This is a genomic window from Streptomyces sp. SID5910, assembly GCF_009862125.1.
Taxonomy (GTDB): Bacteria; Actinomycetota; Actinomycetes; order Streptomycetales; family Streptomycetaceae; genus Streptomyces.
Genome location: NZ_WWHX01000032.1, coordinates 1 through 14,926 on the forward strand (window position 1 = coordinate 1; position 14,926 = coordinate 14,926).

Annotated in this window: 15 protein-coding genes; 9 read left to right on the plus strand and 6 right to left on the minus strand. The window is 73.5% G+C overall.

Annotated elements, in window-relative coordinates:
- The 3 genes from GTW67_RS01285 to GTW67_RS01295 all read left to right on the plus strand — a co-directional run.
- Window positions 1-545, plus strand: a 545-nt coding sequence (locus GTW67_RS01285; RefSeq protein ID WP_161162947.1) for a DUF1684 domain-containing protein, incomplete at its 5' end; no start/stop codon positions are given.
- Window positions 546-753: 208 nt separating this feature from the next.
- Window positions 754-1,668 carry an alpha-lytic protease prodomain-containing protein gene (locus tag GTW67_RS01290; protein WP_161162948.1) on the plus strand — a complete coding sequence of 305 codons (915 nt, stop codon included), beginning with the start codon at window positions 754-756 and terminating at the stop codon, window positions 1,666-1,668.
- 299 nt (window positions 1,669-1,967) lie between these two features.
- Entirely contained in the window at window positions 1,968-3,050 is a 1,083-nt protein-coding gene (locus GTW67_RS01295) for a S1 family peptidase (protein WP_161162949.1), read from the plus strand.
- 89 nt (window positions 3,051-3,139) lie between these two features.
- Here the strand turns inward: GTW67_RS01295 and GTW67_RS01300 are convergent, their stop codons facing one another.
- On the minus strand, window positions 3,140-4,198 hold the full coding sequence (locus GTW67_RS01300; RefSeq protein ID WP_161162950.1) for an ABC-2 transporter permease: 1,059 nt from the start codon (window positions 4,196-4,198) through the stop codon (window positions 3,140-3,142).
- 153 nt (window positions 4,199-4,351) lie between these two features.
- Here GTW67_RS01300 and GTW67_RS01305 point away from each other — a divergent pair, with 153 nt between their 5' ends.
- Both GTW67_RS01305 and GTW67_RS01310 read left to right on the plus strand, forming a co-directional pair.
- The gene (locus GTW67_RS01305; RefSeq protein ID WP_161162951.1) at window positions 4,352-7,894 is read left to right on the plus strand and encodes a DNA polymerase III subunit alpha; all 3,543 of its coding nucleotides are present in this window, start codon (window positions 4,352-4,354) and stop codon (window positions 7,892-7,894) included.
- The gene (locus GTW67_RS01310; protein ID WP_161162952.1) at window positions 7,891-8,859 is read left to right on the plus strand and encodes a DNA polymerase Y family protein; all 969 of its coding nucleotides are present in this window, start codon (window positions 7,891-7,893) and stop codon (window positions 8,857-8,859) included. The genes GTW67_RS01305 and GTW67_RS01310 overlap by 4 nt, the downstream gene beginning before the upstream one ends.
- 12 nt (window positions 8,860-8,871) lie before the next feature.
- Here GTW67_RS01310 and GTW67_RS01315 read toward each other — a convergent pair whose 3' ends face one another.
- Window positions 8,872-9,246: a cupin domain-containing protein gene (locus GTW67_RS01315; protein ID WP_161162953.1), complete on the minus strand. Its 375-nt coding sequence runs from the start codon at window positions 9,244-9,246 to the stop codon at window positions 8,872-8,874.
- Window positions 9,247-9,346: 100 nt separating this feature from the next.
- On the opposite strand from GTW67_RS01315, the gene GTW67_RS01320 reads away from it, so the two are divergent.
- Window positions 9,347-9,793, plus strand: coding sequence for a MarR family transcriptional regulator (locus GTW67_RS01320; protein ID WP_161162954.1), 447 nt, complete (start codon window positions 9,347-9,349; stop codon window positions 9,791-9,793).
- A gap of 172 nt (window positions 9,794-9,965) precedes the next feature.
- Window positions 9,966-10,829 carry an esterase/lipase family protein gene (locus GTW67_RS01325; RefSeq protein WP_161162955.1) on the plus strand — a complete coding sequence of 288 codons (864 nt, stop codon included), beginning with the start codon at window positions 9,966-9,968 and terminating at the stop codon, window positions 10,827-10,829.
- 79 nt (window positions 10,830-10,908) lie between these two features.
- Here GTW67_RS01325 and GTW67_RS01330 read toward each other — a convergent pair whose 3' ends face one another.
- Together GTW67_RS01330 and GTW67_RS38075 are read right to left on the minus strand one after the other, a co-directional pair.
- Window positions 10,909-11,925: a lytic polysaccharide monooxygenase auxiliary activity family 9 protein gene (locus GTW67_RS01330; RefSeq protein WP_161162956.1), complete on the minus strand. Its 1,017-nt coding sequence runs from the start codon at window positions 11,923-11,925 to the stop codon at window positions 10,909-10,911.
- Window positions 11,926-12,129: 204 nt separating this feature from the next.
- Entirely contained in the window at window positions 12,130-12,264 is a 135-nt protein-coding gene (locus tag GTW67_RS38075; protein WP_077799539.1) for a hypothetical protein, read from the minus strand.
- Window positions 12,265-12,376: 112 nt separating this feature from the next.
- Here GTW67_RS38075 and GTW67_RS01335 point away from each other — a divergent pair, with 112 nt between their 5' ends.
- Window positions 12,377-13,024, plus strand: a complete 648-nt coding sequence (locus tag GTW67_RS01335) for a class I SAM-dependent methyltransferase (protein WP_161162957.1) — start codon at window positions 12,377-12,379, stop codon at window positions 13,022-13,024.
- Here GTW67_RS01335 and GTW67_RS01340 read toward each other — a convergent pair.
- Entirely contained in the window at window positions 13,005-13,505 is a 501-nt protein-coding gene (locus tag GTW67_RS01340) for a ribonuclease FAU-1 family protein (protein WP_161162958.1), read from the minus strand. The genes GTW67_RS01335 and GTW67_RS01340 overlap by 20 nt on opposite strands.
- Window positions 13,486-14,415 (minus strand): GNAT family N-acetyltransferase, encoded by a 930-nt coding sequence (locus GTW67_RS01345; RefSeq protein WP_161162959.1) that lies wholly within the window; start codon window positions 14,413-14,415, stop codon window positions 13,486-13,488. The genes GTW67_RS01340 and GTW67_RS01345 overlap by 20 nt, the downstream gene beginning before the upstream one ends.
- 70 nt (window positions 14,416-14,485) lie before the next feature.
- On the opposite strand from GTW67_RS01345, the gene GTW67_RS01350 reads away from it, so the two are divergent.
- Complete coding sequence (locus GTW67_RS01350; RefSeq protein ID WP_161162960.1) at window positions 14,486-14,854, plus strand: GntR family transcriptional regulator; 369 nt, start codon at window positions 14,486-14,488, stop codon at window positions 14,852-14,854.
- Window positions 14,855-14,926 lie beyond the last annotated feature (72 nt).

Consider the following 14,926-nt stretch of genomic DNA (forward strand, 5'->3'; position numbering starts at 1 on the left):
CGGCCGACCCGGGACCGGCGAGCGCGGCCCGGGTCGCCCACGGCGAACGGCGCCTGGTCGTCCTGGTCCGCGAGGGCGCCTGGGGGGTGCGCGACTTCGACCCGGGCGCCGAGGCGCGGCGCGCGTTCCGCGGCATCGCCGCCACGCCCTACGACCCGCGATGGTCGGTGCCGGGGCGCTTCACGCCGTACGGCTCCGGGCCGCGCAGTGTGCGGGTGGCGAACGCGGACGGGCGGGAGCGCGGGCTCGGCCTCGGCGGGGAGCTGGCCTTCGGCCTGGGCGGGCGGGAGCACACGCTCCAGGTGACCGTGGAGGGCGACGGCTCACTGTGGGCCGTCTTCGCGGACACCACCAGCGGAAGCACCAGTTACCGCTTCCGGTTCCTGCGCCCGGCCGCGCCGGACGCCGAGGGGCGCACGACGGTCGACTTCAACCGCGCACTGCTGCCGCCGTGCGCCTTCGCCGACCACTTCATCTGCCCCTTCCCGCCGCCGGGCAACACGCTGGCGGCCGGCATCGAGGCGGGGGAGCGCGAACCGCACTGATCTTCACGGGGGTCGGCGGCGACGGCCGGGCGATGGTTGAAGGCCGAAAGGCACTCTTGCGCCGACCGGCCGTTCGGCCGAATACTCCAACCTCAGCGCTTGTCAGGGGCACGGCGTGTCCGGAACCCGGACGCCCGTCCGCTGGCTGCGCCTCACGGGCCCCAACCCCACGAAGGGGCCCCCGACTTCCCCCGTGGAGGAACGAAAAGTGAGGATCAAGCGCACCAACCCCCGCAGCGGCATCTCGAGACGGACCCGGCTGATCGCCGTATCCACCGGCCTCGTGGCCGCGGCCGCGATCGCGATCCCCAGCGCGACCGCGGCACCCGCCCCCACCCCCGCCACCTTCAGCGCCGCCGAGCTGAACAGCGCCGGCTCCGCGGTGCTCCAGGCCGACGTCCCCGGCACCGCCTGGGCCGTCGACAGCGCGACCGGCCGGGTCGTCGTCACCGCCGACAGCACGGTCACCCAGGCCGAGATCGCGAAGATCAAGGAGCAGGCCGGCGACAAGGCCGGCGCGCTCACGATCAAGCGCACCCCCGGCACGTTCAACAAGCTCATCCAGGGCGGCGACGCCATCTACGCGAGCAGCTGGCGCTGCTCCCTCGGCTTCAACGTCCGTGCGAGCAACGGCACCGAGTACTTCCTGACCGCCGGTCACTGCACCGACGGCGCCGGCACCTGGTGGTCCAACTCCGGGCACACCACGACCCTCGGCACCACCGCCGGCTCCAGCTTCCCGGGCAACGACTACGGCATCGTCCGGTACACCAACACGTCCGTCAGCAAGCCCGGCACCGCGAACGGCGTGGACATCACCCGCGCCGCCACGCCGAGCGTGGGCACCACCGTCATCCGCGACGGTTCCACCAGCGGCACCCACAGCGGCCGGGTCACCGCGCTGAACGCCACCGTCAACTACGGCGGCGGCGACATCGTCTCCGGGCTGATCCAGACCACGGTCTGCGCCGAGCCCGGCGACTCCGGCGGCCCGCTCTACGGCAGCAACGGCACCGCCTACGGTCTGACCTCCGGCGGCAGCGGCAACTGCTCCTCCGGCGGCACGACGTTCTTCCAGCCGGTCACGGAGGCCCTGAGCGCCTACGGCGTCAGCGTCTACTGAGACCGTCCCACCGCGTAGCCGGCAGCACGACGAGCCCCCGCACGCAGCCCGCGTGCGGGGGCTCCCTCATGCCCGCTGCCCGCCCCTGGTGTCCGCGGTGCGATTCCGCTCCGCGAATCCTCCTGGAAGGGACATGATTGGTGAAGGACCTGTGACCGCACTGGAGTTGTCGTGCGCACGTCCTTGAGTCGACCTTGTGTGCGGCCTGTGGAGTCGGAAGAGTGACCGCTCGTCAACCAGCCTTCCGGTCCGCGAGGTCCCCACAACCTCCGGGCCGACCCCCCACAGGAGGACGTGAGTTGAAGCACCGACGCATACCCAGGCGACGGGCGGCCGTGGTAGGTGCGGGCATCACCGCACTGGTAGCCGCGGGAGTCACCTTCCAGAGTGCGAACGCCAGCGAGTCCCCGAAGGCCTCCGCGCCCGAGACCCTGTCGGTCACGGCGGCCGGACAGCTCGCCTCCACGCTGCTCGGCGACCTCGGCGGCGACGCGGCGGGCACGTACTACGACGCACAGGCGAAGAGCCTGGTCGTCAACGTGCTCGACGAGAGCGCCGCGCAGACCGTCGAGGAGGCCGGCGCCAAGGCGAGAATCGTCGAGAACTCGCTCGCCGAGCTGAAGAGCGCCCGCACCACCCTCACCCAGGACGCCACCATCCCGGGCACCTCCTGGGCGACCGACCCGACCACCAACAAGGTCGTCGTCACCGCCGACCGCACGGTCTCCGAGGCCGAGTGGGCCAAGCTGACCAAGGTGGTCGACGGACTCGGCGCCAAGGCCGAACTCAAGCGGACCAAGGGCGAGTACAAGCCCTTCGTCGCGGGCGGCGACGCCATCACCGGAGGCGGCGGGCGCTGCTCGCTCGGCTTCAACGTGACCAAGGGCGGCGAGCCGTACTTCATCACCGCCGGCCACTGCACCGAGTCCATCTCGACCTGGTCGGACTCCTCCGGGAACGTCATCGGCCAGAACGAGGCCTCCAGCTTCCCGGACAACGACTACGGCCTGGTCAAGTACACCGCCGACGTGGCCCACCCGAGCGAGGTGAACCTCTACAACGGCTCCGCCCAGGCCATCTCGGGCGCCGCCGAGGCCACCGTCGGCATGAAGGTGACCCGCAGCGGCTCCACCACCCAGGTGCACGACGGCACGGTCACCGGCCTGGACGCCACCGTGAACTACGGCAACGGCGACATCGTCAACGGCCTGATCCAGACCGACGTCTGCGCCGAGCCCGGCGACAGCGGCGGCTCGCTCTTCTCGGGCGACAAGGCCATCGGCCTCACCTCCGGCGGCAGCGGCGACTGCACCTCCGGCGGGGAGACCTTCTTCCAGCCGGTGACGGAGGCCCTGTCGGCCACCGGTACGCAGATCGGCTGAGCAGCACCGCATCTGTGAAGTCCCGTCCCGCGCGCGAGGGGCGGGACTTCCGCGTGTCCGCGACTTCCGCGTGCCCGCGCGTACGGCGGTCAGCCGGCCTGCGTGGGCAGCTCCGGCTCCCGCCGTCGGCGGCGCAGCGCGGCCGCCACCAGCGTGATCACCGTCCCCGCGACCGCCCATGCCCACAGCACCAGCAGGGAGAGGGTCTGGTCGTTGCCCTTGAAGTACGCGACCGAGCGGGCCGCCCAGGTGCCCGCGCCCGGCGGCAGCGCGGGACCGATCGCCCTCCAGAACGGCGGCAGCATCGGCAGCGGGAAGGCACCGCCCGCGCTCGGGTTGCCCGCGATCACCACCAGCAGGATCGCCAGCCCGATGCCGACGATCCCGAAGAGGCCCTGGAGCGCGAGCGTGGCGGCGCCCACCGCGAAGGTGATCAGGGCGCCCAGCCCCCACAGGTCCACCACGCTGCCGGGCAGCGCGCCCAGGATCGGCCCGACGATCACCGCGCCGCCCAGACCGCCGGCGATCGCGACCAGCGCCATCACGATCAGCCGGATCGCCGCGCGGCGGAGGTTGGCGGGCCGGGCCCCGGTGCTGATCGCCAGGATCGAGGCGCACAGATAGCCGCCGACGCACCAGCCCACGACCAGGTAGAAGGACGACAACCCGTCGAAGTCGTGGCGTGAGGCCGGGGCCACGTCGACGACCCGCACCGCGCGCCCCTCGGCCTTGTCGACCCTGCCGAGGATGCCGTCCAGGGTGGTGGCGAGGACGGTGCCGCCGCCGGACGCGACCAGCAGGGTGTCCGTACGGCTCTCCGGGTCCACGATCAGGGCGCCGTCGATCTCCCGGTCCATGATCTGCTGCCGGGCGCTCGCCGCGTCGGCCACCGCCCGCGGGTCCAGCGGCGACCCGGGCAGCCGCTCCAGCCGGGCCACCGTCTGCCCGGCCGCGTTTTCGGGTGCGACGACCCCGAAGGGCACGTCCTTCGGCTTCGGATCGTGCAGCGCTCCCACGTAGGAGGCGATGAACAGCAGCTGGAGCGCGAGCACTCCGAGGACGAGCAGGGTGGCCCGCGGGGTGACGGCGTCCCTGACCTCCCCGAGGAAGGAGCCCTTCCGCGTGCTGGTGACCGGGGTGTGCGACATGCCCCCACGGTCCGGGGCGCCAGGTGTTTGCGCAGGTGGGAGGGGGCCGAATGGATGTCGCACACACATTCGAAATTTGGTCTATGGTGGGGGTGAGGTAGTTGGGAACAGACGTTCGATAAGGCGTCGGGTTCATGAGATCGGGAGGTGCGTGTGCCGGGTTTCACGCATCTGCACACCGTCTCCGGGTTCTCCCTGCGCTACGGCGCCTCCCACCCGGAGCGGCTGGCCGAGCAGGCCGCCGAACGGGGCATGGACGCCCTCGCCCTCACCGACCGCGACACCCTCGCGGGCACCGTCCGCTTCGCCAAGGCCTGCGCGAAGGCGGGCGTCCGCCCCCTGTTCGGCGCGGAGCTGGCGGTCGCCGCCCCCGAGCCCGAGGCGGACCGCACGGACACCTCCGTACGCCGGGACCGGCGCCGCACCCCGGTGCGCGGAGGCGCCTTCGTCGACGAGTCGGCCCCCCGGGTCACCTTCCTCGCCCGCGACGGCGCCCGCGGCTGGGCCGACCTGTGCCGCCTGGTCTCCGCCGCCCACACCGCCGGGACCTCCCCGCTGCTGTCCCGGCCCGACAACCACGCCGACGGCCTGACCGTCCTGCTCGGCCCCGACTCCGACGTCGGCCGCGCCCTCGCCGCCGGCCGCCCCGACCGCGCGGCGCGGCTCCTCGCCCCCTGGCGGGAGGTCTACGGCGACGCCCTGCGCCTGGAGGCCGTCTGGCACGGCCGCAAAGGCACCGGCCCCGGCTCCCTGCGCCTGGCCGCCCGCACCGTCGGCTTCGCCGCCGAACAGCGCGTCCGGCCGGTGCTCACCAACGCCGTCCGCTACGCCGACCCCGGCCAGGGCCCCGTCGCCGACGTCCTGGACGCCGCCCGCCGCCTCGTCCCGATCGACGCCGGCAAGGAACTCGACTCCGGCGAGGCCTGGCTCAAGGACGCCGGTGCCATGCGGCAGGCCGCCGAGCGGATCGTCGAGGCCGCGGGCTTCCGGCGCGAGGCCGCCCTCCGCCTGCTGGAGCAGACCCGGGCCACGGCCGCCGAGTGCCTGGTCGACCCCGAGGACGACCTCGGCATGGGCGCCGTCCACTTCCCCGAACCGCACCTCGTCGGCGCCGGCCGCCGCACCGCCCAGCGGGCGCTCGCCTCCCGGGCGGCGGCGGGCATGGTGCTGCGCGGCTACGACCGGCGCCCCGGCCACCGCGAGTACTGGGAGCGGATGCACCGCGAGCTGGACATCATCGCCCACCACGGCTTCGCCTCGTACTTCCTCACCGTCGCCCAGGTCGTGGACGACGTACGGCACATGGGCGTCCGGGTCGCCGCGCGCGGCTCCGGCGCGGGCTCGCTCGTCAATCACCTCCTCGGCATCGCCCACGCCGACCCGGTCGAGCACGGGCTGCTGATGGAGCGGTTCCTGTCCAAGGAGCGGGTGGTGCTGCCCGACATCGACATCGACGTGGAGTCCGCGCGCCGCCTGGAGGTCTACCGCGCGATCATCGGCCGCTTCGGCACCGAGCGGGTCGCCACCGTCGCCATGCCGGAGACGTACCGGGTGCGCCACGCCGTCCGCGACGTCGGCGCCGCCCTGTCCATGGACCCGGCCGAGATCGACCGCGTCGCCAAGTCCTTCCCGCACATCCGCGCCCGCGACGCCCGCGCGGCCCTGGAAGAACTGCCCGAACTGAGGGAACTGGCGGGGGAGAAGGAGCGGTACGGCAGGCTCTGGGAACTGGTCGAGGGCCTGGACGCCCTCCCGCGCGGCGTCGCCATGCACCCCTGCGGCGTCCTGCTGTCCGACGCCTCCCTGCTCTCCCGTACGCCGGTCATGCCGACCAGCGGCGAGGGCTTCCCCATGGCCCAGTTCGACAAGGACGACGTGGAGGACCTCGGGCTGCTCAAGCTGGACGTGCTCGGCGTGCGGATGCAGTCGGCGATGGCGCACGCGGTCGCCGAGGTGAAGCGGGCCTCGGGCACCGAGGTCGACCTGGACGCGATCCCGGAGGGCGACCCGGCGACGTACCGGCTGATCCGGTCCACCGAGACGCTGGGCTGCTTCCAGATCGAGTCGCCGGGGCAGCGGGACCTCGTCGGGCGGCTCCAGCCTGCCACCTTCCACGACCTCGTCGTGGACATCTCGCTCTTCCGGCCCGGCCCGGTCGCCGCTGACATGGTGCGGCCGTTCATCGAGGCCCGGCACGGACGGGCGCCGGTGCGCTATCCGCACGAGGACCTGTCGGAGCCGCTGGAGGGGACGTACGGGGTCGTCGTCTTCCACGAGCAGATCATCGACATCGTCGACATCATGACCGGCTGCGGACGCGGCGAGGCCGACCGGGTGCGGCGCGGGCTGTCCGACCCGGAGTCGCAGGGGCGGATCAAGGTGTGGTTCGCCCAGCACGCGACGGCGAACGGCTACGACGCGGAAACGATTCAGCGTACCTGGGAGATCGTCGAGGCCTTCGGGTCCTACGGCTTCTGCAAGGCGCACGCCGTCGCCTTCGCCGTGCCCACCTACCAGTCGGCGTGGCTGAAGGCGCACCACCCGGCCGCCTTCTACGCCGGGCTGCTCACCCACGACCCCGGCATGTACCCGAAGCGGCTGCTGCTGGCGGACGCGCGGCGGCGCGGGGTGCCGATCCTGCCGCTGGACGTGAACAAGTCGGGGGTCGCACACAGGATCGAACTGGTGTCTGAATCAGGACGGTCGAGGCGACCCGAGGAGTGGGGCCTGCGCCTCGCCCTCTCCGACGTGCACGGCATCAGCGAGGCCGAGGCGGAACGGATCGCCGAGGGACAGCCCTACGCCTCCCTGCTCGACTTCTGGGAACGGGCCCGCCCCAGCAGGCCGCTGGCCGGGCGCCTCGCCCAGGTCGGCGCGCTCGACGCGTTCGGCGCCAACCGCCGCGACCTGCAACTGCACCTGACCGAACTGCACCGCGGCGCCCGCGGCGGACGCGGCGGCCAACTCCCGCTGTCCGGCGGACGGAAGACCGCGCCGGCCGGCCTGCCCGACCTCACCTCGGAGGAGAGGCTCAGCGCCGAACTGGGCGTGCTGTCCATGGACGCCTCGCGCAACCTGATGGACGACCACCGCACCTTCCTGCGCGAGCTGGGCGTGGTGTCGGCCAAGCGGCTGCGCGAGGTACGGCACGGGGAGACGGTGCTGGTCGCGGGCGCCAAGGCGGCCACCCAGACCCCGCCGGTCCGCTCCGGGCGCCGGGTCATCTTCTCCACCCTGGACGACGGCTCCGGCCTGGTCGACCTCGCCTTCTTCGACGACTCCCACGACGCCTGCGCCCACACCGTCTTCCACTCCTGGCTGCTGCTGGTGCGCGGAATCGTGCAGCGGCGCGGCCCGCGCAGCCTCAGCGTGGTGGGCTCCGCCGCCTGGAACCTCGCCGACCTGCTGGAAGTGCGCCGGGAGGAGGGCCTTGAGGGCGTCGCCGCCCGGCTGGCCGGAGCGGGCGGCACCGGGACCGCGCCGGACGACGGGGACGGCCCGGCGCGCCGCCGCCTCGCCGGTTCGGACGGCCGGCCGGCACCGGCCGGCTCCGCGGCCCAGGACCCGATGGAGCAGCGGAGGATCCGCATGTCCACGGGGTACGAGATGCACCCCTGGGCCGATCTGCGCCCCGCGGGCGAAGGGCCCGCGGTCGGAAGGAAGTTGTGGCATCAGAGCCCGGGGAGTGCGGGATGACGATTCTCTGCGTACGTTTCCAGCTGCCGCCGATGTACGAGGCGGCCCTGCCCCGGCTGCTGGGGCTGTTGGAGGAGTTCACGCCGGTCGTCGAGGCGCTGCCGCCCGACGGCGCGCTGGCCGACCTGCGCGGCGCCGAACGGTACTTCGGGCGGACCGCCGTGGAACTGGCCTCGGTGATCCGGGTGCGCGCCCTCGCCCTGTACGGCGTCGACTGCGTGATCGGCGCCGGACCCGGCCCGATGCTGGCCCGCATGGCCCTGCGCGACGCCCGTCCGGGGCTGACCCGCGCGGTGCCCGGGGGTGAGGAGCGGGACTTCCTCGCCGGCAAGCCCGTCGCCGCGCTGCCCGGCGTCGGCACCGCGACCGCCCGCACCCTGTGCGAGTACGGCCTCGACACCCTCGGCCGGGTCGCCGCCGCACCCCTGTCCACGCTCCAGCGCCTGGTCGGTGCGAGGGCCGGGCGCGAGCTGCACGAGAAGGCCCGGGGCGTCGACCGCGGCCGGGTCGTCCCCAACGGCATCTCCCGGTCCCTGGCCGCCGAGCGCCCCTTCGACCGCGACGAACTCGACCCCGGCCGCCATCGCCGCGCCCTGCTCTCCGCCGCCGAGGAACTGGGCGCCCGGCTGCGCGCCGTGGACAAGGTGTGCCGCACCCTCACCCTCACCGTGCGCTACGCCGACCGGTCGGCCACCGTCCGCAGTCGCACCCTGAAGGAGCCGACCGCGCACTCGGCGGCGCTGACGCGGGCCGCGTACGGCATGTACGAGGCGCTGGGCCTCCAGCGCGCCCGGGTCCGCTCGGTCGCCCTGCGCGCCGAGGGCCTCGCCCCCGCCGAGCAGGCCTCCCACCAGCTCACCTTCGACCCCGTGGACGAGAAGGTCCGCCGGATCGAGGAGGTCGCGGACCGCGCGCGGGCGAAGTTCGGGCCGAGGGCGGTGATGCCGGGGTCGCTGGCGGCGTGAGGCCCCCGCGGGTCAGTTGGCCCACGGGGGAGTGAGCCGGGTGCCGTCCGCGAGCTCGGCCTCCAGGCCGACGGAGGTGGTGACCCAGGACGTCGCGGTGCGGTCGGTGGGGTTCTCGACGGCGAGGGTCGCGCCCGGGTTGACGATCACGGTGTCGCCCGCGGTGACGCGCTCGGTGCGGCCGTCGAGGGTGATCAGCAGCTCGCCGGTCAGCAGATGGAAGATCTCCTCCCGGCTGACGGTGTGCGCGGGCGCCTTCGTCCCCGCGGGGATCTCGCCCCGCCAGGCGCACAATTCCTCGCTGCCGCTGCGGGGAGCGGCGTACGAGACGAAGCGGGCGCCGTGGATCTCGTGGGTGACGCCTTCGGACGAACGGACTACGGGCATGACGGACTCCCCAGTGGTGATGGTCAAGCAGCTTGTCTAACTTCTCACGACCTATGGTCAAGCTGCTTGACCAATGCGTCAAGGGTGTTTCAATGCCCCCGTGGAGAACTCCGAAGCCATGGCCCTGTCCGCCGCCCTGCTCGCCGCCGCCGGCGGGCTCACGCAGCGCATCCACGAGGGCGTCGTCGCCCGCGGCTTCGAGGGGCTGCGGCCCGCCCACGGCTTCGCCTTCGCCCGGCTCGCACCGGACGGCGCCACGGCCACCGACCTCGCCGTGCACCTCGGGGTCACCAAGCAGGCCGCCGGCCAGCTCGTCGACGAGCTGGTCCGCAAGGGGTACGCCGAGCGCCGGCCGCACCCCGCCGACGCGCGGGCCCGGCTGGTCGTGCTGACCGAGCGGGGACGGGCGTGCACCCGGGCCGCCGAGGAGGCCGCCGCCGAGGCCGTGCGCGCGTGGGCCGGCGTGATCGGTGAGGGCGGGGTCCGGACACTGCACGGCCTCCTGGCGCACGTCGCCCCCAACGGGCCCCTGCGGCCCAGCTGGTGACCCACTATCACCTGCGGCACGGTCGGCGCCGGTTGACACTGGAAGTTTTTACTGACGCGTAACTTCCCCCGTGCGCTACTCGCCCGTAACTTGACGAGTGAACAGCATCCCGTGATCCGGATCACAGGGCGTCATGCCGTCGCACCTCCCTGAGCCGCAAGGAGATCACCCGATGCTGCCCTGGAAGCGAGTGCTCAGACCCCTGGCCGCGCTGCTGCTGACCGCCGCGGCCGCCCTGGTCCCCGCCACCACCGCCCACGCCGCCGACGCGCGTCCCAGCACCGGCTGGAACGACTACCGCTGCAAGCCGTCCGCCGCCCATCCCCGCCCCGTCGTCCTGGTCCACGGCACCCTCGGGAACTCCGTCGACAACTGGCTGGGCCTCGCGCCCTATCTGACGAACCGCGGCTACTGCGTCTTCTCCCTCGACTACGGGCAACTGCCCGGCGTCCCGCTCTTCCACGGCCTCGGACCGGTCGACAAGTCGGCCGAGCAGCTCTCCGCCCACGTCGACAAGGTGCTCGCCGCGACCGGCGCCGCCAAGGCCGACCTCGTCGGCCACTCGCAGGGCGGCATGATGCCCCGCTACTACCTCAAGTTCCTCGGCGGAGCCGGCAAGGTGAACGCCCTCGTCGGCATCGCGCCCAGCAACCACGGCACCACCCTGTCCGGCCTCACCCAGCTGCTGCCGTACTTCCCCGGGGCCGCCGACCTGCTGAACGCACACACCCCCGCCCTCGCCGACCAGGTCGCCGGCTCCGCCCTCCTCACCAAGCTCAACGAGGGCGGCGACACCGTGCCCGGCGTCCGCTACACCGTCCTCGCCACCCGCTACGACGAGGTGGTCACCCCGTACCGCGGCCAGTACCTGAGCGGTTCCGGCGTGCGCAACGTCCTGCTCCAGGACCTGTGCCCGCTCGACCTGTCCGAGCACCTGGCGATCGGGCTGGTCGACCGGATCGCCTTCCACGAGGTCGCCAACGCGCTCGACCCGGCGCACGCCACGCCCACCACCTGCGCCTCGGTCTTCGGCTGACCCGGCACCGGCGACACCACGCGGGGCTCGTCCGGCCTGAGCCGCCCGACGAGCCCCGCGTTCCCCCTGTGATCCCCGGTCAGCGACCGTGCCGGCCGCCGCCCAGCGCCCGCCGGCGCACCGACGCGAACAGCACCGCCGCGCCGAGCGCCAGGGTCGCGGCACCGCCGACGGCGAGGTACGAGGTGCTGCTGTCGCCGCCGGTCTCGGCGAGGTTCACGGCGCCGGCGGCCTTGACCTCGTTGGGCTCACCGGCCGCGGCGGCGGCAGGCTCGGCCGGGTCGGTCGGGTCCGTCGTCGTCGCGGCGTCCTGGTCGCCGTGCCCGTGGTGCTCGACCGTCGACTTGTCGGCCGCCGCCGCGAGCTGCTCCTCGGACGGCGCGGAGGCCGACGGAGCCGGGGCGGCACCGCCCTCCGCGTCACCGCTCGTACCGCTGTCGCTGTCGCTGTCACCGGTGGCACCGCCGAAGGACACGTCCGAGCAGGAGTAGAACGCCTCCGGGCTGTCCGAGCGCTGCCAGACCGCGTACAGCAGGTGCTTGCCGGTGCGCTCGGGCAGCGTGCCGGAGAACGTGTAGTAACCGCCCGACGCCACCGGGTCGGTGACCGTCGCCACCGGAGCGGACAGATCCAGGTCACCCCAGCCGAGCGGCTTCGCGGGGTCGTAGCCGGGCTTGGTGAGGTAGACCTTGAACGTGCCCTTGTGCGGCGCGGTCACCCGGTACTTGAAGGTGTACGAGCCGCTGCTCACCGAGGTCGCCGGCCAGTCGGCGCGGGCCAGGTCGAGGCCCTTGAACTCCTCGCTGTTCGCGCTGCACAGCCTGCCGTCCGGGATCAGCTCCTGGTGCCGGCCGCCGGCGTCGCCGATGCGGATGCCGTTCCAGTCGTAGAGCGCCTGGGTGCCGCCCGCCGCCACGGCCGCCTGGCACGCGGCCGACTTCGGGCTCTCGGCGCCCTCGGCGTAACACTGCGAGACCCGGCTCACCGGGTCGCCCATCGAGCCGTGCGCCGACGCGGGCGCGGCGGCCAGCGCGGTCAGGGCGAGCGGGGCGAGGCCGGCGGCGGCGACGGCGGCGGCCCTGCGGGGTGCGGGCATGGGGAACTCCTCAACGGTCACTGGGACTTGGGCCGAAACCCGTGGGGGTGATCAGCAAGCTAGTCCCTGGAAACCGCGAAATCCCCTGCTGGGAGCGGGTGCGGGCGATCCTTATGGTCGCGTTAAGGAAGGCATCGGACTGCGCTCAGGTAACTGCCGTCGGCGCTGTGACCCGTCTGACGCGTCTCATGGCCGGGTGTCCGGTCAGTTGTCCGGCCACCACGTGCGCGCGATGTCCTTGCGGACCTCCGGACGCCCCGCGGGGCGCTCGTCGGCCTCCTCGCGGACTCGGCGGGCGTCGGTCTTCTTCAGGGGCTTCTGCACGGTCAGACGGCGCATGGCTGCCTCCTCACGGATCCACCGGGTTCCGCATTCTCACGGAGGTAGACCCTTTCCCCGAGAGTTCCTCATCGATGCATCGCTGTCAGTGGTGGATGTCACTCTTGAGCCCATGACGAGCCACAGTGACAGGACGACTCCCGTGGGTATCGACTGGGACTCCGGGGCCGCCACCTTCGACGAGGAGCCCGACCACGGGCTGCGCGACCCCGGCGTGCGCCGGGCGTGGGCCGCGCGGCTGCGGTCCTGGCTGCCCGCCCGGCCCGGCGACGTCCTCGACCTGGGCTGCGGCACCGGCAGTCTGTCGCTCCTCGCGGCCGAGCAGGGACACCGGGTGACCGGCGTCGACCTCTCCCCGGCCATGCTGGAACTGGCCCGAACCAAACTCGCCGGTCGTGACGCACGGTTCCTGGCCGGTGACGCGGGGGCGCCCCCGGTGGGCGGGCGGCGCTTCGACACGGTCCTGGTCCGGCACGTGCTGTGGACGCTGCCCGACCCCGGCCGAGTCCTCGCGCACTGGCGGGAGCTGCTGCGGCCGGGCGGGCGGCTGGTCCTCGTCGAGGGCGTGTGGGGGAGCGTCACCCCGGTCGGCATACCCGCCGGCCGGCTCACCGCACACCTCGCCCCGCTCGGCGGGCACGTCCGGGTGGAACGGCTGTCGGACGACCCGTCGTTGTGGGGCAAGGAGGTCGACGACGAGCGGTACGCGGTGGTCGCGCTGCCCGCGCACCCCCCGGTGCCTACGCCAGCAGGTCCGTGAAGCCGTCCCCGCGGGCCAGTCGCTCCAGCTCGTCCAGGGCGGCGACGGCGGCAGCGGCGGCCTCCGGGTCCCGCTCGGCCAGGCCGCTCTCGGCGAACTCGTCCTCGTCCAGTCGCCGTACGTCCGTGCCGTCCGCGGAGCGCCACAGGTCCAGGTCGAGGTCCTCGACGACCAGCTCCGTCCCCGTCAGCACGGCGGGCCGGGTGATGTCGCAGTACCAGCCCTTCACCGCGCCCGCGGCGGTGCGGACCTCCTTCACGCTGTACCAGCGGTCGCGCCAGTAGTGCTCGGTGAAGACGTCCCCGGCCTCGAAGCGCACGAAGCCGAAGTCGCGGACGCCGGCACCGGCCCAGGGGGCGCGGACCGCGAGGCGCGTGCCGTCGTCGTGCAGCAGCTCGGCCGGGTAACGGATCTTCGTGCGGCCCGCCTTGACGAGGACCACGTCCACCGAGGCGCGCGCCTCAGCCGAGTTCACGGACATACCGCACCTCCGTCGCGCAGACCTCGTACCCGAGGCGCTTGTTGATGGCCAGCATCGGCCCGTTGCCGGCGTCGTTGCCCGTGAAGGCCTCCGTGCGGCCCGCCGCGCGGGCGCGGTGCAGGGAGTCGGTCTTCGCGAGCCCGGCCAGCCCCCTGCCGCGGTGGGCGCGGGCGGTGCCGGTCATGGCGGTGACGTAGCGCGTGCCGCCGTCGGTGTACGCCAGGCTGAAGGCGACGGGCCGGCCGCCGGAGACCGCGACCGTGGTCAGCTCCCGGTTCAGCAGCGGGTGCCGCCAGGTCTCCGCGAGCCACGCCTCGTAGTCCGTGAACTCGGTGTCGATGTCGCTCGGTTCGTCCGCCACGGTCTCCGCGTCCAGCTCGAACAGTGGACGCGGGTCGTCCGCGAAGTCGGCGGCGGTGCGCAGTTCGACACCCGGCGGAGCGGCCGGCAGCGGCGGGAGCGTGCCGTGCGCCAGGTCCAGCCGGAGGAAGTGGGCCGAGCGCCGCCGCGCGTAGCCGTGCCGCTCGGCGAAGGCCACGTTCGCGGGCTCGTCCAGCACCCACGCGAACAGCTTCGTCGCCCCCTCGCCGGCCAGGTACTCCTCGGCCGTGCGCGCCAGCAGCCCGCCGGCGCCGTGCCGGGTCCTGTCCGGGTGGACGTAGACGTTGAGGAACCCCTGCCCGGGCTCCGGACTGTCGTGGGCCAGCCCCACCTGGGCCGTGCCGACGACCTCGCCGTCCTCCTCCGCGACCAGGGAGCGGAATCGCGCGTCGGGATGCGACCGGGTGAGGGTGTGGACGATCGAGTCCGGGGTGAACAGGATGTACGGCAGTGCCGCGTGCCGGACCCGGGCGAAGCCCTCCAGGTCGGCCCGCACACCGGGGCGCAGATCGCGCACGATGACGGTCATGGGGCCGCACGCTACGCGGGGCCGGGGCGCGATGCCTCCGGATTTCCGGCGGGTGCGGGACAATCGCCGGGTGACCTTGACGATCCACATCGACGACGGCGCCCCGCCCTACGAGCAGGTGCGGGCACAGATCTCCGAACAGGCGCGGTCGGGCGTGCTGCCGGTCGGGTACCGGCTGCCGACGGTGCGAGGGCTCGCCGAGTCCCTGGGGCTCGCGGCCAACACCGTCGCCAAGGCGTACCGGGCGCTGGAGGCGGACGGGGTGATCGAGACGCGGGGGCGCAACGGAACGTATGTCGCTGCGGCGGGCTCTGCGGCGGAGCGGGAGGTGGCGGCGGCCGCGCGGGAATTTGCCTCGCGGGCACGGCGGCTCGGGGTGACGGAGGGGGAGGCGGTGGCGGCTGTGCGGGATGCGTTGCGGGTGGCTTATGGGGACTGAGCGCCGTTGTGGCGGGGCTGGTCTGGTGTCCGCGCGTGCGTCGTGGCTGGTCGCGCAGTTCCCCGCGCCCCT